Source organism: Listeria ivanovii subsp. ivanovii (assembly GCF_900187025.1).
In the GTDB taxonomy this organism is placed as follows: domain Bacteria; phylum Bacillota; class Bacilli; order Lactobacillales; family Listeriaceae; genus Listeria; species Listeria ivanovii.
Window position 1 is genome coordinate 2,225,006 of the sequence record NZ_LT906478.1, and the last position, 22,476, is coordinate 2,247,481.

A 22,476-nucleotide genomic window follows, 5' to 3' on the forward strand; every position below is an offset into this window, starting at 1 on the left:
AAATCGATTAGCCTTTTGTTCCACCAGCAGTTAAACCAGAAACAAAATTCTTTTGTAAGAAGAAGAACAGTAAACAAATCGGTAATGCTGCAAGAATAGCTCCTGCTGCGAATAACGCGACTTTTTGTTGTTGTGGGTTAGCGATAAACGTTTGAAGACCAACCGCAATCGTTAAGTTTTCTGGTGTTCTGAGTAAGAATTTGGCAAGTAGGAAATCGCCGAACGGCCCCATGAATGCCCATAATGCTTGAACTGCAATCATCGGTCTTACAAGCGGTAAAATGATTTGCGCGAAAATCCGGAAATGCCCTGCTCCATCGAGTTTTGCAGATTCATCCAGATCCCGTGGAACCGTATCAAAGTACCCTTTCATCAACCAAGTATTCATTGGAATTCCGCCACCGATATAAATCAATGTTAGGAACCAGTACTGGTCTAGTGCGCCTAAAAGCATTGCTAAAACGTAAAATGCTGTAAGAGCTGCCATTGTTGGTACCATTTGGATGATTAAGAAGAAAATCAAGCTATTTTTCCGACCTTTGAAACGGTAACGGCTGTATGTATAACCAGCAAGCGTTACAATCGTTACTTGCATAATCATCGTTACAACAGCAATAATTAGCGTATTTTTGTACCAATCAAGATAAAGTGTTTCGTTAAATAGTCTCGTAAAGTTATTAAGTGTCCAACTGTCCGACCACTCTAGCGTAAATGCTGCGATATTCCCTGGTTTAAAGGCAGAGGAGGCAGTAATTAGAATCGGATACAAAATAATAATCGTCAACACGGTTAAAAACAAATATGTGAAAAACTGTGTTAAAAACTTCGTCGTCCGCTGATCTTTCATAAAGTCTCTCATTTACATCATCTCCTCGTTTCCAAAGGCATTCGTTTTCTTAAAGGCAATCATCGAAACCGTAATGACGATAATTGAAATAAGTAGCGTCACAGCAGCTGCTACAGCATATTGTGGCGAAGTACCTGTTGTTAATTTGTAAATCCATGAAATCAGGATATCGGTTGATCCTGCGCCTGCTCCGACACTCCCGGGACCACCTTCATTAAATAAGTATATAATCGAGAAGTTATTAAAGTTAAATGTATATTGTGTAATAAAAACTGGCGCTGTTACGAATAAAATCATTGGTAAAGTGATTTTACGGAAACGTTGAATCGCACTCGCTCCGTCAATTCTCGCAGCTTCATAAAGTTCACCAGGAATTGCTTGTAAGACTCCTGTAACCATGACATAAATATACGGGAATCCAAGCCACCCTTGAATACTAATTAATGCTACTTTTGTCCAGAACGGATCTGTCTTCCAAGCAATTGCATTCATATCCACAAATGGCAAGTGATTCAGTAATGGAATGACTTGTGTATTAATCGCTCCGATACTGTCATTAAACATATTCGAGAAACTCATAATCGTGATAAACGCTGGAACCGCCCAAGGAAGCAAGAAAACAACTCCGAATAAGCGTTTTCCCTTAATAAAGCTCTGGTTGGCAACAATTGCCGTGAATACTCCAACAACAATTTGTAAAGAAGTCGCACAAATTGTCCAAACAAGCGTCCACGAAAATACGCTTAAGAAAGTATCACGATACGAACTCAAGAAGAAAATATTGAAAAAGTTCTTAAAACCGACCCAGTCAATCAAATTAGCTGGTGGAATATGATAAAAGTCGTAGTTAGTAAACGCCATGAAAAGTGTTACTAATACTGGGAAAATAATTACAAAAGTCATAACTAAGTATGCTGGTAAGGTTAGTAAGTACGGAAAACCTTTATCGAACATATTTTTTATAATAGCAAGTGCGGATCTATTAACAGTTTCTCCCAAGTTCCACTCTTTAGCCACACGTCTTGCATCAAAAATATTTATAAACCAAAAGCCTATAAATAGTAATGTCACAATTAATTGTAAAGTACCTTCAATCATTAAGAATAAGGAATGGTCAACACCTGGAACTGATCCAAGTGTGATCAGGCCAATAAGTGCATTTAGGCCGATTGTAAAGAATTCTATGATAAACAAAGCAAATAATGCGAAAAAGACAATCCCTTTAAAATTTTGCTTATTATAAAATTGACCAAGCCCAGGAATGATTGATAACAAAGTCGCTTTACGAACACTTTTTATCTGTTTTTGTTCTAGTTTCATTTTGTTACCCTCAATTCTAGATATAGATTCACTGACTAAGTTTAAAAAAATCCGGCGGGCGCGCTACCTATGCCCCGCCGAATCTTTATTATTTCGTGTATTTTTGTGTTACATTATCTTCTATTACTTTCACCGCATCGTCTGCTGATTGTTGCGGTGTTTTAGAACCAGACGCTGCATCAAACATTAGATTTTCTGCGCCAGTCCATACTTCCGACATTTCTGGAATATTTGGCATTGGTTGTGCATTTTTATATTGTTCGATAACGGCATTAGTCAATTCATCATTTTTAGATTGTGCTGTGTCGCGTGCTTTTAAGTTTGCTGGTACTTCATTTGTCATATCATAAAGTGTTTCTTGATTTTCTTGGTTTGTTACATAATCTAACCATTTTTGAGCTACGTCTTTATTTTTAGAATAGTTACTTACAACCCAGCCTTTACCACCTGCAAACGGAGAATATTCTTTACCATTATCAAGTGTTGGGATTTTTGCTACACCATAATTAATTTTTGCTTCTTTATAGTTAGCCGCTGACCATGGTCCACCTAAGATTGCTGCTGTTTTTCCTTTGACAAATTGGTCTTGGATGAAGTCATCTGCACTCTTATTATCTTGCATTCCTTTTGGCCATACATCTTGGAACCATTTAGTTGCATAAGTAATTCCTTCAACAGAACCTTTATTGTTTAAGCCAATATCTTTTGGATTAGTACCTTCATCGCCGAAAACATAACCACCATATCCTGCAAGAAGACCGTAAGAGAAGTAGAAGTCAGTCCATTTAGCTAAGAAACCAGTGTTTTTACCTTTTTCAGAAGTGAAAGCAAAGCGAGGATCTTTAGCTAATGTTTCTAAGTCGTTAAAAGTTTCAGGAGCTTTATCAAGCAAGTCTTTATTATAGTAAAGAACTAATGTTTCAATAATTGCTGGAGCACCGTAAATTTTATCATCAATGGTTACTTGTTTTTGATCTTTTTTATCATAATCAGCTTTATTATCAAGCTTCACTTCTGCCAAGTGCCCTTGTTGTCCAAGACTGCCGATTCTATCAAAAGCAGACATCATAACGTCTGGTGCAGTACCAGCAGGACCATCAAGTGGAAGTGCTTCAAGTGTTTCAAACATATCTTTTTCCACTACTTTTACTTTTACATTGTTATCACTTTCAAAGTCACCTTTTATCTTGTTCACGTAGTCTTTGTAACCTGCGTCAACAGAAACAGTCAGTGTTTTTTCACCGTCAGACGAGCCCGATTTACTAGTATCTTTTCCACCACCACATGCTGCTAAGCTTAAAGCCATTACTAAAACCGCTGAAACTATTCCCACTTTTTTAAAACGCTTCATCTACTTTTCCTCCTTTTTATGAAAAAAGTCGCTCTATCTGCCTGATCTATTGGTCCCTTCTTTTTTCAATTCTTTTTCCAAGTTTGTGAATTAGGTTAACCTATGCATTTATTATATGCTGATACCGAAAGCGTTTTCAAGAAGATTTCACATGTTACCGATAACAACATTTTTCTAAACAATATGTGAAAAATTCCTATACTATGCGGATTTAGCTGTTTTCTTTGATAACAAGAAATCCTTTACCTGGTACGATGAGGTTTTCAGATACAACTTGATTATTCCAAATATCCGTCGCTTGCTTCTCCAATGATATTGTGAAATCTTGATTTTCTACTGCTTGATTGAAAAGGAAATAAAGTTTTTCACCATTTAGTTCTCGTGTAAACGCCGTGATTCCAGTTTCGCTACTTGCCATAAGCCATGTTAATTCCCCGGATGTGATAATTTCCTGATTTTCTTTTCTTAGTGCAATGAGTTTTTTGGTGAAAGTAAGCATATCTTGATTTTGTTTCGTTTCGTCCCATTCCATACATTTACGACAACCTGGATCATTCCCACCATCCATACCAATCTCTGTCCCGTAATAAATGCACGGCGAACCAGTATGCGCGAACATAAATGCTAAAGCTTGTTTTACTTTATCACTATCGTTATTTGCTCTAGTAAGTATCCTAGCTGTATCATGACTGTCTAACATATTGAACATGACTTCATTTACTTGGTTTGGATAGCGCATATATTGCTCATTAATTCCTGAAAGCATTTGTTCAGGCGTGATTTTCTCCTCAATAAAGTTTTCGATAATAGTTTGTGTAAATGGATAGTTCATCACTGCATGGAATTCATCTCCAAGCAACCAAATCCATGAATCATGCCAAATTTCACCTAAAATATAAATATCTTCTTTTTCCGCTTGAACTGCCTTTTTGAATTCTTTCCAAAATGCATGATCCACCTCATTAGCTACGTCTAAACGCCAACCGTCAATATCAAATTCGCGAATCCAATAAGTCGCAATATCAAGCAAATACGCTTGTACTTCTGAATTAGCCGTATTTAATTTTGGCATATGCGTTGTAAAAGCAAACGTATCATAAGAAAGTGTTGGTTCTCCCTCGATATTACCATTTTCATTTTGGCGAACAGGGAAACTGTGAATATGGAACCAATCGCGGTAACGAGATTTCTCTTCTTTTTCCACAACATCTTGCCATTCAGCAGACGTATCTCCAATATGATTAAATACAGCGTCTAGCATAATTCGAATACCACGTTTATGCGCTTCCTGTACTAATTTTCTAAATGCCTCTTTATCGCCAAAATGTGGATCAATTTTTTTATAATCAATCGTGTCGTATTTATGGTTCGTTGGTGCTTCAAAAACCGGTGTCAAATACACACCATTAATTCCTAATTCTACTAAGTAATCTAAATGCTGGATAATTCCTTCAATGTCTCCACCAAAAAAGTCTGTCGTGCTTGGCTCCTTACTTCCCCATGGCAGAGCATTTTCTGGTGAGATACTTGGATTCCCATTTGTAAAACGTTCTGGGAAAATTTGATACCAAATCGTATTACCAACCCATTCAGGCGCGGTAAAAGTATCTACTGCATGGATAAACGGAAATTTGAAGTAATAATCCATCGTACCTAAGTTTGCTTCCGTTGCTTCAAAAAAGCCACGACCGCCGTAAAAGATAGTTTCTCCTTCTTTATCAGTAAGCAAAAAGCCATACTGCAAACGTCTATGTTCTGGTGTTACTGGAATAAACCAATAATCATGCTCTTCTGTTTCTGCAATTTTTCGCATTGCATAAGACTTGCTCTGCCACTTTTCGTCTTTCCATAAATAAGGGTCGGCAGCAATTAAAGTAACTTCGCTAATATCCAATCGTTTCGTCCTAATCCGAATATGTAGTGTTTTAGCATCATAACTATAAGCATAGCTACTAGCCGGTTGATGATAAATTCCTGCTTTTTCCATTTCTTCTCCTCCTATTTCCCCTGTTCGTTCTATTTCAAATTAGCATTTTCAGTAAAGCGTTTGCAACCTTTTCTCGCTCGTTAACGGTAACAAAATTTCTGCACATAAAAAAACATATTTATAGAAGCTATCCATCCTTACGTGACAATTTAGTAACTTTACTGTTTCAAAAGAACAAGCTATAATATTCTAGCTAAGCAAATGCTTGAAAAAACAGTTTTTAAAAGGAGGATATAATGGAAAATCCATTAAATGTTAAAAAACAAGGTTATTGGTTATTCTCCAGCGCATTACTAATTGGGATACTTTATCAGCTTTTGCCATATATCATTTCCAACATCGCTACCCTAGAATTCATTGGCGCTTATTTTAACGCATTTTTTATGGGAATTATTGCTTATATTATTTTAAAAGCAGAGTTCTTGAATTGGTTTAAACATTTCAGCTTTAAATGGCTTCTAATTGGAGCACCATCATTAATTATTATCAGCACTGTTTTCAGCTTTATTTGGGCCTTTATCTCTGGCGGGGGCATAGCAGAAAACAGCATCAATAGTGTGCTTAGTTGGTCTTATTTACTACAATATATTCCATTTATGCTACTCGGTGAGGAATTACTATCCATCAGCTTATTATATGCCGCTTGGAAAAAGTGGAACTGGAAATTTTGGCAAGCTTCCTTGTTATGTTCCTTACTTTTCGCAGCATGGCATTTATCTGCATATGATTATAACTTATTGCAATGTATCATTACCCTCGCACCTGCTCGATTAGTTCTAAATTACTTGTTTAAAAAAAGCAACTCCATTTGGGTTACTTTCCTTGTTCATTTAATATTCGATACATTTGCTTTCTTACCAATACTACTAAAATAAATAAAGCGCTTGGACTAAGGGTCCTAGCGCTTTTTACTACTCTTCTTTTCCAGTTGTCGATGCCCGTATCAGTAATTCAGGAGTAAATAATAAGTTTCCTTGAGGTTTCCCGTGATCATTAATTTTTGCAAGTAACATTTTCGCAAGTTCTTCTCCCATTTCTACTACAGGTGAACGAACAGTAGTAATTTTTGGTGAAGAAATTCTGTCTAAAAATACACCATCAAATCCTGTTACAGCAATATTTTCACCAAAACGCCGACCAAATGCAGCAGCTGCACGCACCACACCAATGGCAATCCGATCTGATGCGCAAACAATAGCAATTTTTTCTGAGTTATATCGTAATAATTCAAATGCTTTTTCTTCTGCCACACTAGAACTATTTGCAATAAAATAACTTTCTGGCTGTAAATAATGATCTTTCACAACCTCTTCATAACCCTCTAAACGTGACTTCATAAACTGTTCATCTAATAAATCAATTCCTAAAAATACCACACGCGAAAACCCAATTTCGATCATATGCGCTGTCGCAAGCGCTGTTCCTTTTTTATTATCCACATCAATCGAATCATAACCTCGCTTGTTTTCGCCATAAAAAATAACAGGCTTATCAATATCTAAAAGGCCCATGTCATAATCTTTATCACGTATTCCAGTAACAATTAGTCCATCATAGGCGCCAATATTTCTAGAACGTTGAGTAACCAGTTGGAGTGAATAGTAATATTTATCAAGTTCTCTACTAATTCCGGTTAATAAATTCATATAATAAGGTTCTACTGTATCAATTTCTTCTAAAATTAAAAATTTAATTACTTGTGTCCTATTTTGAACAAGCGCCCGAGCAGCATAATTTGGCACATACTCTAACGCTTCCATTGCACTATAAACAAGCATTTTCAGTTCATCTGAAACTTGGTCTGGATGATTAATAACCCGTGAAACTGTCATTTTGGAGACATTTGCCCGTTTCGCAACATCTGCTAAAGTTGCCATCTCCAACCTCCTCCATTCATAATCTTTCTTATTGTACCATCTTTTCCACAAAAAAAAATATGTATTAACCAACAAAAAAAGCATTCCTACAAAAAATGCAAAAATGCTTGGTTCATTTTAATTATGTAATGACTCACTTTATAGTGTTTGCCACTTTTTTTGAGAAACTCTTCTCGCTTTTGCCTGTTGATAAGTTTTTAAAAGCATTCTAAGTAATTGATGTGCACCACCAATGATAATTCCAATCACTGTAGCCACGAGCGTAGTTGTCAGAAAACTAACAAATGGAAAAGTAGTTGCATTCATTGCAGCAATTCCCAATATGAAAACGATAATAGTAGGTAGTACATAATACCTAACATCCTGTTCCTGCATACAAAGCGCTCCTTTACTAACATAATTACTCCATCAACTAAAGAAATTATAACGCGAAAACTGGCTTTTTTCAAGGCTTCGATTGATTATCAGTTGTCTCAAAAAAATATGCAAATTGCTGTATATAGCGCTTTCTTAACACCCTTCAAACCCACTCAGCCTGAATTCATCAAAAAGAAAAATTTGTTACCACTTTGTAACATTACTTATGACCTTTTTCTCATTTTTAATCTTATTAATATTTATTCACATTTTTATATAAGTATTACAAACACGCTCCCATTTAAGCGCAAATTAGTTTTATTTTGCTAATATCATATACAAATCTTACTAACCTTTTTCAAAAAATAAAAAAGAGCTCCGCTCCCATTGTATAAAAAAAGTCATCCCCGTTAAAATTTTGATTTTCATTTCAATGATTACTTTCCTTTTCTCTTTTTCTTTAAGCAAAAAAGAGATTTTCTTTGTCGTTTTACTTTTAAAATGGATTTTTACCATTTTTACAAATTCACTAATTATCGCTATGCTTAGATTGTTCCATTATAAAAAACGAAAGAGCGTCCCTCTTCCCCCGAAGCGCTCTTCCGTTTTTCTCTCGCTATTCTTTTAAATGATAAGGGTATGTGGAAACGACCACATCTCTTTTCATTAGAAGTCTTGTGCGAATCAATAGACTTGTTTGGTTATGAAGGAGATTTTGCCATCCTTTTCTAGGGATAAATTGCGGTATCAACACCGTTAGTGAGTAATTGTCTTGATCTGCTTTTTGCTTTGCCGTGTCAATAAATTTCATTAATGGATCTGAAATCGAGCGATACGGCGAAAACAGATTAGCAATGCGCACTTCAGGATGAACCCGATTCCATCTCTCAACAAATTCCTTTTCCTGTTTTTTATCAATAGAAATGTGGACAGCTATGACTGTATCACCAATAGATTTAGCATATTGCAGTGCACCTTCAACAACCTTGGTGGTATCAGATACACAAATAATGACGGCATTTCCTTTGAAATCAGGCAAGTCCATTGTTTCGTCAATCCTAAGTTGTGGTCCTACTTTCCGGTAATGATGTCTTGTACGATGGAAGACATAAATCATAATTGGCATAAAGATAAACACTGGCCAAACTGACTCAATCCGAGTTAAGAATAATACAATTAATACTGTAAATGAAATAGATGCTCCGAGTAAGTTAGCTGACAACGACTTCTTCCAGCCTTTAGGTCGCTGTTTCCACCATTTCACAATCATCCCAGTTTGCGAAAGTGTGAATGGAATAAATACCCCGACTGAATAAAGCGGAATGAGCAACTCTGTTTTCCCTTTGAATAAGATAATCAGTAGTATCGAACCCACTGCAAGCGTTATAATCCCGTTGGAGTAGCCTAACCGGTCTCCCCTTGCTAAATACATTCTCGGCATAAATTTATCTTTTGCCAAATTAAATGCTAAGAGTGGAAATGCAGAAAAACCTGTATTAGCTGCTAAAACCAAGATAAGCGCTGTTGTCGCTTGAATAAAATAAAACATGAAGTTTCTGCCAAAAACATTTTCAGCTATTTGGGATAACACAGTTACTTTTAGCTCTGGAACAGTTCCATACACAAATGCAAGAACGGTTATACCTACAAAGAAAAAACCAAGTAGGCCAGCCATTAAGGTCAAGGTTTTAGCTGCATTTTTCGGACGTGGTTCTTTAAATAACGGTACTGCATTTGAAATGGCTTCGATCCCAGTTAAAGATGCCGATCCGGAAGCAAACGCTCTAAGTAATAGGAAGATGGTTACTCCTTGTACATGAGTTCCTACTGCGGCCGTTTCATGACTTGCATCCATTCCAGTTAGTATTTTAAATAAACCAGTAAATATAAGAGCAATAATAGAAAAAACGAATAAATACACTGGAATGGCAAGTAAGCTAGCTGATTCGGTAATACCTCGTAAATTAATAATCGTTACCCCAACTACTAATACGACAGCAATGGGTACTGCAAAAGGATATAACGAAGGTACTGCTGATACAATTGCGTCTGTTCCTGATGAAACACTTACTGCGACGGTAAGCATATAGTCAACGAGTAAGGAACCACCCGCGATTAATCCTGCATTGTTTCCTAAATTTTCCCTTGAAACAATATAAGCTCCCCCACCATGCGGATAAGAGTAAATAATTTGCTTATACGACAAATTAAGTGCGAACAAAAGAATAAGCACACAAAGTGCTATGGGTAATGAATACCACATAGCCGCAGCACTAACAGTTACGAGCACCAATAAAATCTGTTCTGTACCATATGCAATAGAAGAAAGTGCATCGGATGATAGGACTGCTAAAGCTTTTAATTTCCCCAATTTTTGGTCTCCAGCTTCTGATGTTTTCAGAGGGCGGCCGATTAATAATCTTTTTAGCGGCGAAGCCATTGTATTCCCTACCTTTTTTATTTGATTTTTAAACTGATTTCCAATTAACCAGACACATTATAGCACAGCTAATTTTAGATTGTAATACTAATTTAGATTATTTTATTACTACGATTTCATTTTCAGTTTAAACCTGTTCCTAGACCTTATTTTTCTGCTATCATGTTTTAAATATTTATATGGAAACATCTCTAAGTACACATACCCATTAAACTTATAATTAACTCATTTTCCTAGCAATTATTTTCAGAAAAAAAAGAAATTAATTTAGGTGTTTACAAATGACACCCTTTTTTTATATAATAGTTTCTAGCGGTAAAAAACTTTTATGATACATGGCCCGTTGGTCAAGCGGTTAAGACACCGCCCTTTCACGGCGGTAACACGGGTTCGATTCCCGTACGGGTCACTTTTATCTTTAATTCATCAGTTTTCAAAAAAAATTTTTTTTTGAAAAAAAAGCTGGTAAAAATAGTAAAAATGTTATATCATATATTAGTATCTGTTTCGAAGAATTAATTTGCAAGAGATTTCGATTTGCCAGCAGTGAGAGCGATTCTTCGCCGACTTAGCTCAATCTGGTAGAGCAACTGAATCGTAATCAGTAGGTTGCGGGTTCAATTCCTGCAGTCGGCATTTTTATAGCGGAGGGGTAGCGAAGTGGCTAAACGCGGCGGACTGTAAATCCGCTCCTTCGGGTTCGGTGGTTCGAATCCACTCCCCTCCACCATTTATTTCTATTATTGGGCTATAGCCAAGCGGTAAGGCAACGGATTTTGATTCCGTCATGCGCTGGTTCGAATCCAGCTAGCCCAGTCATATTTAGAGCCGTTAGCTCAGTTGGTAGAGCATCTGACTTTTAATCAGAGGGTCGCTGGTTCGAACCCAGCACGGCTCATACTTAACGGAAGTGAGAAAAGATATCTTATCTCACTTTTTCTTTTCAAAAAAAAATAAGACAAAAGTTGATGAAAACTTCAACTTATGACTTATTTTTATAATGGAGATACTGTTTCAGAGTTTAAATCCTCCCAGGATTCCTCTGATTTTTTTAATAAAACAAAAGACTTGGAATTTTCTACTAAAAAACCAGACTCTATTAACTTGCCGCACAGATGTGTGACTGATCTTACGGAAAGATTCGAATAGTTGGCAATAATCTTCCTTGTAAAGCATTTGGGGATTCGTAATACCCCTTCGTTTTCACTGCCAAAGAATTTCCCCAACTGTTCCAATGATTCTTTTAATCTGCTTTCACCATTTCCTCGCATTATATTACACTTTTCAATGAGCACATTTTCATGATTTCGATTATTAAGGTATAAATAGAGCCACCTTCTTGCATCCCAATAATCGAACAAATAACATCTTCTTTAGTAAATTCATATGCTGTCACAGTTTCTATGACTCTTGTTGTATACACATTCGCTTCAGCCATAAAATAATCATTCAAACCAGCAATTTGATTTGCTCCTAAAAAACTCACTACATTTTTTCCTTTTTCTAATGATACAATCCCTTTTTCAATAAAATAAACAGTGGAATTGATTGTGTCTTCTGATAGCAACACAGTATTATTTGATATCTTTGTTTTCTTATAGGGGATTTTATTATTGATTAAGGTTTGTAAAAAACGTTTGTAACCAAATTCCTCTTCTAAAACTTTTTTACTATATAAATCTTCAAATAACGATTGCATATTTTCCATCTCATTTCTACTTTTGATCATTAAAAATATTGCGTATTACTGCAATGAGTTAGTTCTTACAAGTGATGATACTACCAAACACTTTTAAAAGGAACCCAGTAATAAACACAAACTTCCTGCTTTCAAGATATATTTTTGACTTTTTCGTCACATTTATTTTCATGGTTTACCTCCAAAAGCGCTATTGCTTTATTTAATCTATTTATATTATAAGGCAGAGCGCGGATTTTCATATTTTCTTCACATTTTATTTATGTATATTCTCACTAAAAAAAACGATTATTTTACTGCTTAAATTCCTCTTCAGCTCAAATCCCTTACTTCCCAGACATGATTATGAAGTATTTGTGACATTTTTGAGTTATTCAAGTTTATTCTTTCAAGCTTATATATGTTTCAAAAATATTCATCCAGAAGAATAAACTCGCAGCAAATGGTTTATTTTCAATGTTTTTGGGAATCTTTAAACTACAGGGGGGAATTACTATGTATTTAAAAGAAACATTGGATCAATTTGCATCACCAGCAAATATTCTTAAATTACTAAAAAAAGATCTTGCTTTTAATAAACACTGTATTCAAGAACGCATTGAAAAAAGTGATTTTGTTATCCAGGATAAAAAAAGAAAATATGTTTATATAATAGTAGAAGGGTTTATGAAACTAGTTTTCGAAGGCATACATAAACAGAACTTTATATTTTTTATGAAACCCGGTTCACTTCCTTTTCTTCCTGTTTATTCCGAAGATGTTCCCGGAAATACTAGGGTAGTTGCGTTAACAGAAGTGGTGTGGTGGCGTGTTGATTTTCATTTTTTCAAGCAAATGATGGAACTCGAAGATCCGAGAAATTATGTAATGCTTCATCAACTTGCTGAAACACGTCGGAAATTATATTTTATTGCAATTCAAGAAAGACTAAGTGCTCGAGATAGTATTTATCTTTCTTTGAATACAATGCTAGATTTTGGAATCCGACTTTCTACGAATACGATGGAATTACCTAGGTTCTTAACTTACCAAGAACTTGCAAACCATGCAAACACCTCTAAAAGCTATGCATCTAAGGTACTTATAGAATTACGAGAAGCAGGCATTTTGGACTCAAAAAAAAAGCCCTGGAGAATTAATGATCTCCAGCGACTAAAAAAACTAATTGATCTTGAAAGTTTACAACCTTATCTATAAAAAAACAAAGAGCCTAAAAAAGCACTCTTTATTTTTTATGACTAAATTAAATTACTACGCCACGCATGTGTGTTACTTTGTTGATATTTCTGAACTTGATTAGTTGATTGAAAAAGCTCCATCTTATACTTCACGACTGCTTTGGCAGCATCTATACAATCTGGATAAATAGCATTTGCATCCCAAAGTTCCGTTGTACTTAAAATTTCTCGGCATTTCTTGTAGAAAGCATACTTATAATCACTTGAAATATTCACTTTTTGGATGCCAATTTCAACAGCAGCTGCAATTTCCGCATCAGGGTTTGCAGAGCCACCATGAAGGACGAGAGGAATCGTTACTACGTTTTTAATTTCTTGTAGTATATCTAGGCGTAGTTTCGGTTCTTTGTCTTTCGGATAAATGCCATGTGCTGTTCCAATCGCTACTGCTAACGTATCGACACCAGTTCTACTAATATATTCTTCCGCTTCTTCTGGCTTAGTATAAATAATCTCGCTTACGCCACCTTCAATACTATTCCCTGTTTTTCCAATAGTTCCTAGCTCTCCTTCTACTGACACGCCTAATTTATGGCAAACATCTACTACTTCTTTTGTCACCCGAATATTTTCTTCAAAAGGTAATAGTGAACCGTCAATCATCACTGAACTGAATCCACAACGAACTGCTCGCATTACGTCCGCCATGTTATCACCATGATCTAAGTGAAGCACAAAAGGTACTGGACTATTTTTAATTCGTGCAAGTACATATTCAAAAAAATCATCTTTCGTGAAATCAAGCTCTGTTGGGTGGACAGCGATAATTGCTGGTGCATTATTTTTCTCTGCTTCTTCAACTACTACGCGTAAAAAGTTACTATCAGCTACATTAAATGCCCCCACCGCAAACTTATTTTCTTTTGCTACCTCTAATAATTGCTTCATATTAACTAACATCTTTTCATTCTCCTTTTAAAGTGATTTTCCGTTAGAACCGGATAATAGAATATAATATTGAACAGCTTCTTTGCCGGCTTGAATGGTTGCATGAATTAAGTCAACAAAACTAATAGCTGGAGCTTCTTCTTGCATTTCTTTGATTTTGGTTGATTGAGCTTTCATAAAATCGGAACCTACATTAATTTTGTTAATTCCCAGTTGAACTGATTTTTGAATATTTTCTGCACCGCACCCTGAACCACCATGTAATACTAACGGCATTTTTGTCGCTGCTTTAATTTCTCGAACAATGTCAAACTGAAATGCTGGAGTAAATCCATCTGGATAGTCTCCGTGAGAAGAACCATAAGAGATTGCAAGTGCATCAATCCCAGTCCGTTTTGCAAAATCAATAGCTACTTTTGGTTCAGTATACATTGCTTGATTTGTATAATTATCTCCAGTTACCGCGCCAATGTTTCCTACTTCGGCTTCTACGCTCGCACCATAAGTTTCAGCAAATTGGACCATTTCTTTCGTAATAGCAACATTTTCTTCGTAAGGACGGCTGGATGCATCCATCATTACACTTGAGAAACCATCTGCTAAGCAACGTTTCACAACCGGAACATCTTGTCCGTGATCTAAATTAATCGCTACTTCTACACTTGCTTCTTTTGCCATTTTTATAATCGGTGTTGTTAAAAAACGGCTTCCTAAATGAGTATCTAAATGCTCTTGCAATAAATCAATAATAATCGGCGCCCGAAGTTCTTGAGCTGCATCAATAACTGCTCTTGCGGTTTCTAAATTAAAACAGTTAATTGCCATGACTGCATACTTTCCTTCATTGGCACGTTGTAACATTCCTTTCATTGAAACATACATCGCTCGTGTCTCCTCCCTTACTTTATGAGATTTTAATTCCAGACAAATCGACTTCTTCTTCCTCTTCTAAACCTTGATCAGCAATTAATTCTTCTTCTTTGGTAGGCTCTCGTTTCAATATAAGCAGAAGTGCCGCCGTAACACAGGTTCCTATCAATAAAGCTACACAGAAAAGTATTGGTTCATTCATCGCTGGCACGATGAACATCCCGCCTGACGGAACCGGTGAACCAATTCCCCACGTCATACTGAGTCCACCACCAACTGCAGCGCCTAGTGTACAAGAGATAATCACACGAATCGGGTCGACCGCGGCAATTGGAATAACCCCTTCTGTTATCATACAAATCCCCATTGGGAAGGCGATTTTAATATTATCTTCCTCTGATTTAGTGTATTTTTTCTTTTTGATTATTTTAGAAACAACCCACGAAAGCGTGACCCCAAAAGGAGGTACCATTGAGGCAAGAATTTTAACTGCTTCCGGCTCTTTGACACCTTCAAGTAGCAACCCATCGGCAAATAACGAAGCAACTTTATTCACTGGACCGCCAAAGTCAAAAGCAGCCATTCCACCGAGCACTGCTCCAAATACAAATCGCATACTTCCCTGCATTCCTTGCAAGAAATTAGTCATCGCATCTGTTGCCCATACAATCGGAACACCAATGACAAAGTACATTAACAGTCCCATAACTAAACTGCTAATAAGTGGAATAATCATCATCGGCATTAAACCTTGCGCCCATTTTGGTACTTTTAAATATTTCACGAGAATAAGAACAAAATAACCAACTAAGTAACCACCAAGCATCCCACCTAAGAACCCTGCTCCAATGGAATTCGCGATTACCCCCATAAGGAGACCTGGAGCAATCCCTGGCCTGTCAGCTATCGAATAAGCAATTGCAGCGGCAATGACCGGCGCGAGTAGACCCATACCGAGCACACCAAGCGAGACAAGGGCATCAGGAATAGAATATGGTGCTTTGTAATCTAAAATCACTTGCCCACTTGTTAAATTTCCAATGGCAATAAGTAACCCCGAGGCAACAACTAACGGCAACATATACGAAATCGCTGTAAGAGCATGTTTTTTGATTTGCAGTTTTTTCATCATACCGGTTCACTCCCTAGTTATTTATTTCGTTATCTATTTTGGTAATAATTTGTTTTGGTGCTTTAATAGCTAAGTCTGTTGGAATTTCGACAATCTTTTTACCTTTAAAGCGGTCCTTTCCACTAATTTTAATATCGGCTGCAATAATGACGACATCCGCATTTTTTAATTGTTCAGCTGAGAGTTCATCTTCAATTCCAATGGTTCCTTGTGTTTCAATATGAATGTTATGGCCGAGAGCAATTCCTGCTTTTGTCAGTTTTTCTTTGGCAATATACGTGTGAGCAATTCCTGATGTACAGGCTGCTATTCCGATAATGTTCATTCTAAACTCCTCCTATACCTGATTTTTAGCTAGTAATTTGATCAATTCTTCTTTTGTTTTAACTGTCTGAAATTGTCCTATCACCTCATCATCTGCAAGTAAAATTGCTACTTTTTGGAGTAATTTTATATGGGTGGTCGTTGCATCTGAATTTTTGACTGCGAACAGAATAATAATATTTACTGGTTTATCATCTAAAGACTCCCATTCGATTGGCTCTTTGGTTCGTCCCACCGCAATCGATGTGTTTGTTACACTCGCCGATTTCCCGTGCGGAATTGCTACCCCTTCACCTAACCCGGTTTTGCCTTCTTCCTCACGATACAAGACGTCTGCGATAAATGCGTCCTTATCAGCAACCGCTTCCATTTGAACAAGTAAATCAGTTAGTTCTTCAATTACTTCTAACTTGGTTGTGGCTTTTAAATCTAAATTAACAAGCGCTGGATTAATTACTTTACTAATATCTAATTCTTGAATATCCATGGATTTGCCTCCTATAAACTTTCCATTAATTTTTCCACCATCATTTTATCTTTCTCTGTAAACATGGCACTCACTAGTAGTGATGGAATAGATTCATTACTATCTGTTTTAATTGTTGTTAGAATAAAGTCAATATTCCGATAGTCTTGTAAATTATTTTTGAATCTTGTAGATGATAAAACGTCTACTATTTCAACATCTGGAAATGCTTTTTGAACTTTTACTTTTAATAATTCCGATGTTCCAATTCCGCTAGAACACATAATAATAATTCGTTTTATTAATGGTGATTGCTCGATGTGTTTGGCAAAGTAGATCGTAATATAGCCAATTTCATCCTCTGATATCGTGTGGATTTTAAATGTTGTAGCCACATCTCTAGCAGTTTCTTTCATAATTTCAAAAAGGCTGCCGTATTCTAATTTAATATCACTTAATAAATTGTTTTTTATATTTATTTGGTGGTTCATTCGATTCACCATTGGCTTCATATGACTTAAAAGCTCGATTTTTAGTTGCTTTTTATTAAAAGGGATGTTCATTTTAGCGGCCACTTGGTTGATATAAAAATCCGTCATTTCCTCTACTATTGGTAACATGTTGTTAGGAACTAATTCAATTTCATGATTAAAGCGTGAAGAAATTAAATACTGGAGAAAATGAAACGTTTCGCAATTAGGCAGCTTCATATCCAAATATTGTTCAATAGCTTCGATTGCTTCCACAGCGATTAAATGAAGTGTTTCATTAGTAATGGTGTATTTTTCGTTTGTCTCAGCAAATTCTTTCACCTCTCCTTGCCTGAAGCGATTGATTAAAATATACAAATGAGAAAAAATATTAATATCATATGGATAAGGGATACTAATTTCCAGTTTGTTTTCGATAATTTCCATTTGTTGTACGATAAACTGTACGTCTTCTTTATTTAAATCACTATATTCTGTTTTCAAGTCATCATAACTGGATAAATCTAGGTTGTTAATGACTTCATTAATTGCTGTTCGAATATTTTCTTCGGTTCCAACCACACGGATTTCTTTTTGCCGCTTTTGAATAGTTAAATGGTACTTATCAATCGATTGGTTTAACAGTGTAAAATCATTTTTTATTGAGTTATAACCAACATAGTATCCTTCATATAAACGGTGGATATTTAAATATTTTGGAGATTTAAATAGGATTTGAAGCAGGATTTTTTCTCTTCGTTCAGTAGGTGTATAGCCAAAAATATCTTCTGTCGTTTCTAGTTTCGCTTGAATATAGGCTTTATAATCAAGCTTGAAACCACGCCCCTTTTCTGAAATCAAGATGTCTTTTTTTCCTGTTGTACTATTAATATTTTTGATTTTCCGGTAAATCGTCTTAGAAGAAACATCAAGAATTTCCGCTAATTGATTGGCTGTTAGAAAATCATTTTTCGTTAGGAACAAGTTAATTAATGTACGCTCCGTTTTTGTTAGAAGCATTTCATCACCTCCTCTACGGTCTATTATACACAAATAAAAGAAAACGGTTACAATAAGTTATGTCCACTACACTAGACATTCTTTTGACAAAGTTTGTGAAATCTCATTCGCTCACTTCAACAAAACTCAAGCTACTTTTAGCAAGACAATAGCTCTTTAAAAACGTATAATGATGATGGAAAGAAATTAGAAAGGGGTGTTCGTGTGACGCTTGAACTACATAATGTTACAAAAAAATTTGCTGATAAAACAGCTGTGAATGACTTGTCTTTTCGAGTAGAAGAAGGGAAAATACTTGGACTCATTGGACAAAATGGTGCTGGAAAAACGACTACTTTTCGCCTGATTTTGCATTTTTTAGAGGCCACTTCTGGAAAAATCACATGGAATGGCAAAGAAGTAAGTAAAATCGACCCGAATATCGTCGGCTATTTGCCAGAGGAACGTGGTTTGTATCCAAATGTCACCATCGAAGAGCAACTGATATTTTTTGCAGAACTAAAAGGGTATCCTAAGCAAAAAATAAAAAATGAGATAGATGATTGGTTAGAACGTGCCGAGGTTGTTGGTAAAAAGACAGATTTAATTAAGACGTTATCCAAAGGAAACCAACAAAAAATCCAGCTTTTAAGTACGATTATTCATCAACCAAAACTAGTTATTTTAGATGAACCTTTTAGTGGTCTTGATCCTGTGAATGCTGAAATTTTGAAAAAGTTTGTTTTTGATTTACGTGCTTCTGGAGCTGCTATTATTTTCTCCAGCCACCGTATGGAAAATGTCGAGGAACTATGTGATTCGCTTCTAATGTTAAAAAAAGGCAGTACGGTGCTTCAAGGAACAACTGAATCCGTTAAATCTGTCTTTGGTCGTAAACGAATTTTCATTGAATCAGGTCATACAAAAGAACAACTAGCTGCATTGCCTGGAGTACTTCATATCAAAACTCAACGCAATGGTGTTTTCCAGCTGAAAATAGCCAATGAATCTGATGCCGAGAAAATTTTCGATTATGTCACAAAAGATGGATTCATCCAAACATTCAGCCTCCAAGCTCCAACACTCGAAGAAATCTTTAAATGGAAAGCTGGTGAATTCTAATGAGTAAATTTTGGGTTATTACGAAACAAGTTTATAAAAGGCGTGTAAAAACAAAATCATTTCTTATTTCCCTTTTATTTCCCGTCTTCATTGCGGCACTCATTGCTGGAATTCCCAAAATGGTTGAGTACTTTGATTCTAGCAGCGATATTACAACCATTGCGGTTTTAACAGACAATCCCATTTATCAAAAAGCATTAGCAAAAGATAAAGATAACTTCAAAGTAATGCCGAAAATCACTGATAAAACAGCCGCTCAGTCAGCTCTTAAAGATGGTGAGATTGATGGTTTTGTGACGATTACAGAAAAAAATGATACGGTAAGCGCAGTTTATACAACGGAGGAAACAGCTGGACAAGATATCCTTACTAGATTAACGGAAGACCTTACCGCAACCAAAGTAGCCGAAAAAGCAGCTATTTATAAAATCACAAGTGATCAATTAAACGAAATTACCTCACCAGTTTCGGTAACCAATGATTTAGAGGCCAGTAACCAACTAACGAATCATGAAAAAGATGTAATGAGTGCTGCTGTCCTGATTTTAACGCTCGTTATCTTTATTTTCGTGATGAGCTATGCAAATATTGTCGCTTCTGAAATCGCTACGGAAAAAGGTACGAGGATTATGGAAGTTATCTTGTCAAGTGTTTCTGCCACGACACATTTGTTTGCTAAATTAACAGCCATCATCTTAATGCTCCTAACACAAATTGGCTTTTATGTCGTTTGTGGAGCGATTGTCCTAATTGCAGGCAGAAATACAACTATGGTCCAAAACGTACTTGATCAAGTAGCTGTGTTCCCTGCTTATTACCTTGTGCTGAATCTATTATTTGTGATTTTGGGATTACTTTTATATATCTTAATCGCGGCAATGATTGGCTCGATGGTTCCGAATGTAGAAACAGTGGCACAGTTTATTTATCCGATGACTATCCTAGCTATTATCGGTTACTGGGGCTCTATCGCAGCAGCGAACGCACCAGACAATTTACTGGTTATTATTGGCTCCTATATCCCAACATTTTCGCCAATGATGATGTTAGCTAGAATGGACCTATTATCTGTCTCCACACTAGGTATATTTAGTTCGCTAGCTATTCTTGCACTAAGCGTAGTCGGCGCTTTTTTCCTAACCGTGCGTCTTTATCAAGGAAATGTCTTACTTTACTCCAATGATGGTTTGTGGAAAACATGGAAAACCTCCTTATCCTATGCAAAAAGAAAATAAAGAAAGTTGGTAAATTATGCAAATTAGATTATCCGTTCGTGAAGATGCCTCATCCATGGTGGAACTTGAACATTTGGTTTGGACACCTGGCACAACTCCTGGAAATATTCATTTTGATAGCGAGGCAGAATTCTTACTCAAAAACCCCCCCGGCTCCAAAGTAGTCGTCGTTAAAGAGGATAAAGTAATTGGGATCCTTGGTTATAAATCGCCTATCCCTCTTCCGTCCAATAAACACGTAGTAGAACTTGATATTGCCGTACATCCTGACTACCAGCGCGAAGGTATTGGTCAACTACTAATGGATAAAATGAAAGAAATAGCCCGTGAAAAAGGCTACCTCAAAATCTCTTTGCGCGTTCTATCTATCAATCAAAGAGCCATTCGTTTTTATGAAAAGAACGGTTTTAAACAAGAGGGATTACTTGAAAAAGAATTTATTATTGATGGAAAATTTGTAGATGATATTTTAATGGCTTATTTCCTCTAACTAAAGACCCTATTTCATTCATTAAGCTATGACTTTATAATCATTTTTCGTATAAAGCGTTTACATTTTTTGGTAGCGGTTATATATAGAATACAACGAACAAAAAAGGTGATGCGAATGACAAAAACTTGGTGTACAAGCTGATTTTTTCTCAGCTTTGTCATATGCCGGCAAAACGTCTGGTGAAGGATTTTAGTGTCAAGCAGCTAAAGTTAGCTTACAGGAGGAAGGCGAGGAGTATACGCCGCGTCAAGGACTTAACTAACTTAGTTGTAGGAAGACGGACTTTCGTTACGTCGCCCATTTATCAATATTTTTTAAGCCTCACTAAATTGGTAAATAAGCGAATAAAGTATCGTATCATTAATGGCCACTATTGGAACAAGTTACGGGCGCTCATTTATTCGTAAGTGGAATATCTTGAGGAATAAAGGTTAGATAAAATTGGCCTACTTGTTCGAAAATGCCTCACCGTTTTCCGAATGTTGTATGTTTATTCAGAAGCATCCAGACATGGTCCGGCCATCAGATGAGTGGCAAGACAAGCTCATCCGAAAAGAAAAACCCCGTGTGATGAAAGTTACCACGCGGGGTTTTTTGATTAAGAAAATAAAATGGAAATATTTTTATCATAAAATTTTTGAATCACGAGATGACATTCCTCAAACTCTCTTGCCTCTAAATGATTAACTAATTCTTCTAGTGACTCTGTAATATCCATGATAAAGGCATCAAAAAACAATTTCTCATTCTTTATTTTCATCTTCTGTAAAAGCATCGTAAATGTATCAATATTTTTCTCCATAGCTGGCATTTCTGTATAGTGAATCATACAAGCGTAAAAGTTTTTAACATGATCAATGAACACATCTGTATTTTGATCAGCAACGGCCAGTTTTATATAGACTAATTCTTTACGAAGACAAGTCGCACATATTTCCGCATCTTGATCTTGTAACTTTTGAACCGCATAGTTAAGATGAAAAAAAGCTAACTTTAAACGTGATTTTTCACGATGTTCAGCTTCGTTTTTTGTCGTTACTGAAAAGCTTTGTCCGCCATTGTCCTCACATAACATACCACTTTTATGTAGGCAGTGGAGTGCGCCAAAAGCCACTTGTTTGCTGACTTGAAATCGTTTCATAATGTCGTCTATACCCACTTTTTCGCCATTTCCCAAAGTGTTAGTCATTATTTCATTCTTGATTTCTCCGTATATCGGATCTGCAACATATCCACTTTTTTCCATAATTTAACCTCTTTGTTTTTTATTGCTTACAATGTTATATTTTACACGAAAAGAATACTTTTTGATACGCTATTTCAGAAAAAAATTATGTACATTCTGTTACAATGAAACTTTT

At 36.1% G+C, this 22,476-nt stretch carries 19 protein-coding genes, 5 tRNA genes and 1 pseudogene; 10 read left to right on the forward strand and 15 right to left on the reverse strand.

The features are described 5' to 3' along the window. Nucleotides 1–7: 7 nt before the first annotated feature. The 4 genes from CKV67_RS10980 to CKV67_RS10995 form a co-directional block, all read right to left on the reverse strand. Nucleotides 8–859, reverse strand: coding sequence for a sugar ABC transporter permease (locus CKV67_RS10980; protein ID WP_003722383.1), 852 nt, complete (start codon nt 857–859; stop codon nt 8–10). Next, on the reverse strand, nt 860–2,167 hold the full coding sequence (locus CKV67_RS10985) for a sugar ABC transporter permease (protein ID WP_025280044.1): 1,308 nt from the start codon (nt 2,165–2,167) through the stop codon (nt 860–862). Between the two features lie 88 nt (nt 2,168–2,255). Further along, a complete protein-coding gene (locus tag CKV67_RS10990) occupies nt 2,256–3,518 on the reverse strand; it encodes an extracellular solute-binding protein (protein ID WP_014093458.1) in 1,263 nt (420 codons plus the stop codon). A 211-nt stretch (nt 3,519–3,729) separates the two neighbouring features. Then, nucleotides 3,730–5,505 (reverse strand): glycoside hydrolase family 13 protein, encoded by a 1,776-nt coding sequence (locus CKV67_RS10995; RefSeq protein ID WP_014093459.1) that lies wholly within the window; start codon nt 5,503–5,505, stop codon nt 3,730–3,732. A 236-nt stretch (nt 5,506–5,741) separates the two neighbouring features. Between CKV67_RS10995 and CKV67_RS11000 the strand changes: the two genes are divergently transcribed. Beyond that, nucleotides 5,742–6,380, forward strand: a complete 639-nt coding sequence (locus tag CKV67_RS11000) for a CPBP family intramembrane glutamic endopeptidase (RefSeq protein WP_014093460.1) — start codon at nt 5,742–5,744, stop codon at nt 6,378–6,380. Nucleotides 6,381–6,416: 36 nt separating this feature from the next. Here the strand turns inward: CKV67_RS11000 and CKV67_RS11005 are convergent, their stop codons facing one another. The 3 genes from CKV67_RS11005 to CKV67_RS11015 all read right to left on the reverse strand — a co-directional run bounded on the left by CKV67_RS11005 (nt 6,417) and on the right by CKV67_RS11015 (nt 10,179). Next, nucleotides 6,417–7,382 carry a LacI family DNA-binding transcriptional regulator gene (locus CKV67_RS11005; protein WP_014093461.1) on the reverse strand — a complete coding sequence of 322 codons (966 nt, stop codon included), beginning with the start codon at nt 7,380–7,382 and terminating at the stop codon, nt 6,417–6,419. Nucleotides 7,383–7,520: 138 nt separating this feature from the next. Beyond that, entirely contained in the window at nt 7,521–7,757 is a 237-nt protein-coding gene (locus CKV67_RS11010) for a hypothetical protein (protein WP_014093462.1), read from the reverse strand. Between the two features lie 598 nt (nt 7,758–8,355). After that, nucleotides 8,356–10,179: an APC family permease gene (locus CKV67_RS11015; RefSeq protein WP_014093463.1), complete on the reverse strand. Its 1,824-nt coding sequence runs from the start codon at nt 10,177–10,179 to the stop codon at nt 8,356–8,358. 337 nt (nt 10,180–10,516) lie between these two features. On the opposite strand from CKV67_RS11015, the gene CKV67_RS11020 reads away from it, so the two are divergent. The 5 genes from CKV67_RS11020 (at nt 10,517) to CKV67_RS11040 (ending at nt 11,077) form a co-directional block, all read left to right on the forward strand. Further along, nucleotides 10,517–10,588, forward strand: a tRNA-Glu gene (locus tag CKV67_RS11020). Nucleotides 10,589–10,741: 153 nt separating this feature from the next. Next, a tRNA-Thr gene (locus tag CKV67_RS11025) sits at nt 10,742–10,815 on the forward strand. A 10-nt stretch (nt 10,816–10,825) separates the two neighbouring features. Next, nucleotides 10,826–10,909: transfer RNA gene (locus CKV67_RS11030), tRNA-Tyr, on the forward strand. A 14-nt stretch (nt 10,910–10,923) separates the two neighbouring features. Beyond that, a tRNA-Gln gene (locus CKV67_RS11035) sits at nt 10,924–10,995 on the forward strand. 9 nt (nt 10,996–11,004) lie between these two features. After that, a tRNA-Lys gene (locus CKV67_RS11040) sits at nt 11,005–11,077 on the forward strand. Nucleotides 11,078–11,174: 97 nt separating this feature from the next. On the opposite strand, the pseudogene CKV67_RS11045 reads toward CKV67_RS11040, so the two are convergent. Beyond that, nucleotides 11,175–11,878, reverse strand: a pseudogene (locus CKV67_RS11045) (Crp/Fnr family transcriptional regulator). 495 nt (nt 11,879–12,373) lie between these two features. On the opposite strand from CKV67_RS11045, the gene CKV67_RS11050 reads away from it, so the two are divergent. Then, nucleotides 12,374–13,075, forward strand: coding sequence for a Crp/Fnr family transcriptional regulator (locus tag CKV67_RS11050; RefSeq protein ID WP_014093464.1), 702 nt, complete (start codon nt 12,374–12,376; stop codon nt 13,073–13,075). Between the two features lie 41 nt (nt 13,076–13,116). On the opposite strand, the gene CKV67_RS11055 is transcribed toward CKV67_RS11050, so the two are convergent. The 6 genes from CKV67_RS11055 to CKV67_RS11080 are packed head-to-tail and all read right to left on the reverse strand — an operon-like array spanning nt 13,117 to nt 18,286. Continuing rightward, nucleotides 13,117–14,016, reverse strand: coding sequence for a ketose-bisphosphate aldolase (locus CKV67_RS11055; RefSeq protein ID WP_014093465.1), 900 nt, complete (start codon nt 14,014–14,016; stop codon nt 13,117–13,119). Nucleotides 14,017–14,031: 15 nt separating this feature from the next. Further along, entirely contained in the window at nt 14,032–14,886 is an 855-nt protein-coding gene (locus CKV67_RS11060) for a class II fructose-bisphosphate aldolase (protein ID WP_014093466.1), read from the reverse strand. A gap of 22 nt (nt 14,887–14,908) precedes the next feature. Next, entirely contained in the window at nt 14,909–16,003 is a 1,095-nt protein-coding gene (locus CKV67_RS11065; protein ID WP_095075155.1) for a PTS fructose transporter subunit IIC, read from the reverse strand. A 16-nt stretch (nt 16,004–16,019) separates the two neighbouring features. Beyond that, on the reverse strand, nt 16,020–16,331 hold the full coding sequence (locus tag CKV67_RS11070; RefSeq protein ID WP_003720510.1) for a PTS fructose transporter subunit IIB: 312 nt from the start codon (nt 16,329–16,331) through the stop codon (nt 16,020–16,022). Between the two features lie 12 nt (nt 16,332–16,343). Further along, entirely contained in the window at nt 16,344–16,817 is a 474-nt protein-coding gene (locus CKV67_RS11075) for a PTS sugar transporter subunit IIA (protein ID WP_014093468.1), read from the reverse strand. A gap of 11 nt (nt 16,818–16,828) precedes the next feature. Then, nucleotides 16,829–18,286, reverse strand: a complete 1,458-nt coding sequence (locus tag CKV67_RS11080; RefSeq protein WP_014093469.1) for a BglG family transcription antiterminator — start codon at nt 18,284–18,286, stop codon at nt 16,829–16,831. Between the two features lie 204 nt (nt 18,287–18,490). Here CKV67_RS11080 and CKV67_RS11085 point away from each other — a divergent pair, with 204 nt between their 5' ends. From CKV67_RS11085 to CKV67_RS11095, 3 genes are read left to right on the forward strand one after another with little or no spacing between them, the layout of a single operon-like run. Beyond that, nucleotides 18,491–19,387, forward strand: a complete 897-nt coding sequence (locus CKV67_RS11085; protein ID WP_014093470.1) for an ABC transporter ATP-binding protein — start codon at nt 18,491–18,493, stop codon at nt 19,385–19,387. After that, nucleotides 19,387–20,622: an ABC transporter permease gene (locus CKV67_RS11090; protein WP_014093471.1), complete on the forward strand. Its 1,236-nt coding sequence runs from the start codon at nt 19,387–19,389 to the stop codon at nt 20,620–20,622. Before CKV67_RS11085 ends, CKV67_RS11090 begins: the two co-directional genes overlap by 1 nt. A 16-nt stretch (nt 20,623–20,638) precedes the next feature. Next, nucleotides 20,639–21,112 carry a GNAT family N-acetyltransferase gene (locus tag CKV67_RS11095; RefSeq protein WP_014093472.1) on the forward strand — a complete coding sequence of 158 codons (474 nt, stop codon included), beginning with the start codon at nt 20,639–20,641 and terminating at the stop codon, nt 21,110–21,112. 601 nt (nt 21,113–21,713) lie between these two features. On the opposite strand, the gene CKV67_RS11100 is transcribed toward CKV67_RS11095, so the two are convergent. Then, nucleotides 21,714–22,361: a GntR family transcriptional regulator gene (locus tag CKV67_RS11100; RefSeq protein WP_014093473.1), complete on the reverse strand. Its 648-nt coding sequence runs from the start codon at nt 22,359–22,361 to the stop codon at nt 21,714–21,716. Nucleotides 22,362–22,476 lie beyond the last annotated feature (115 nt).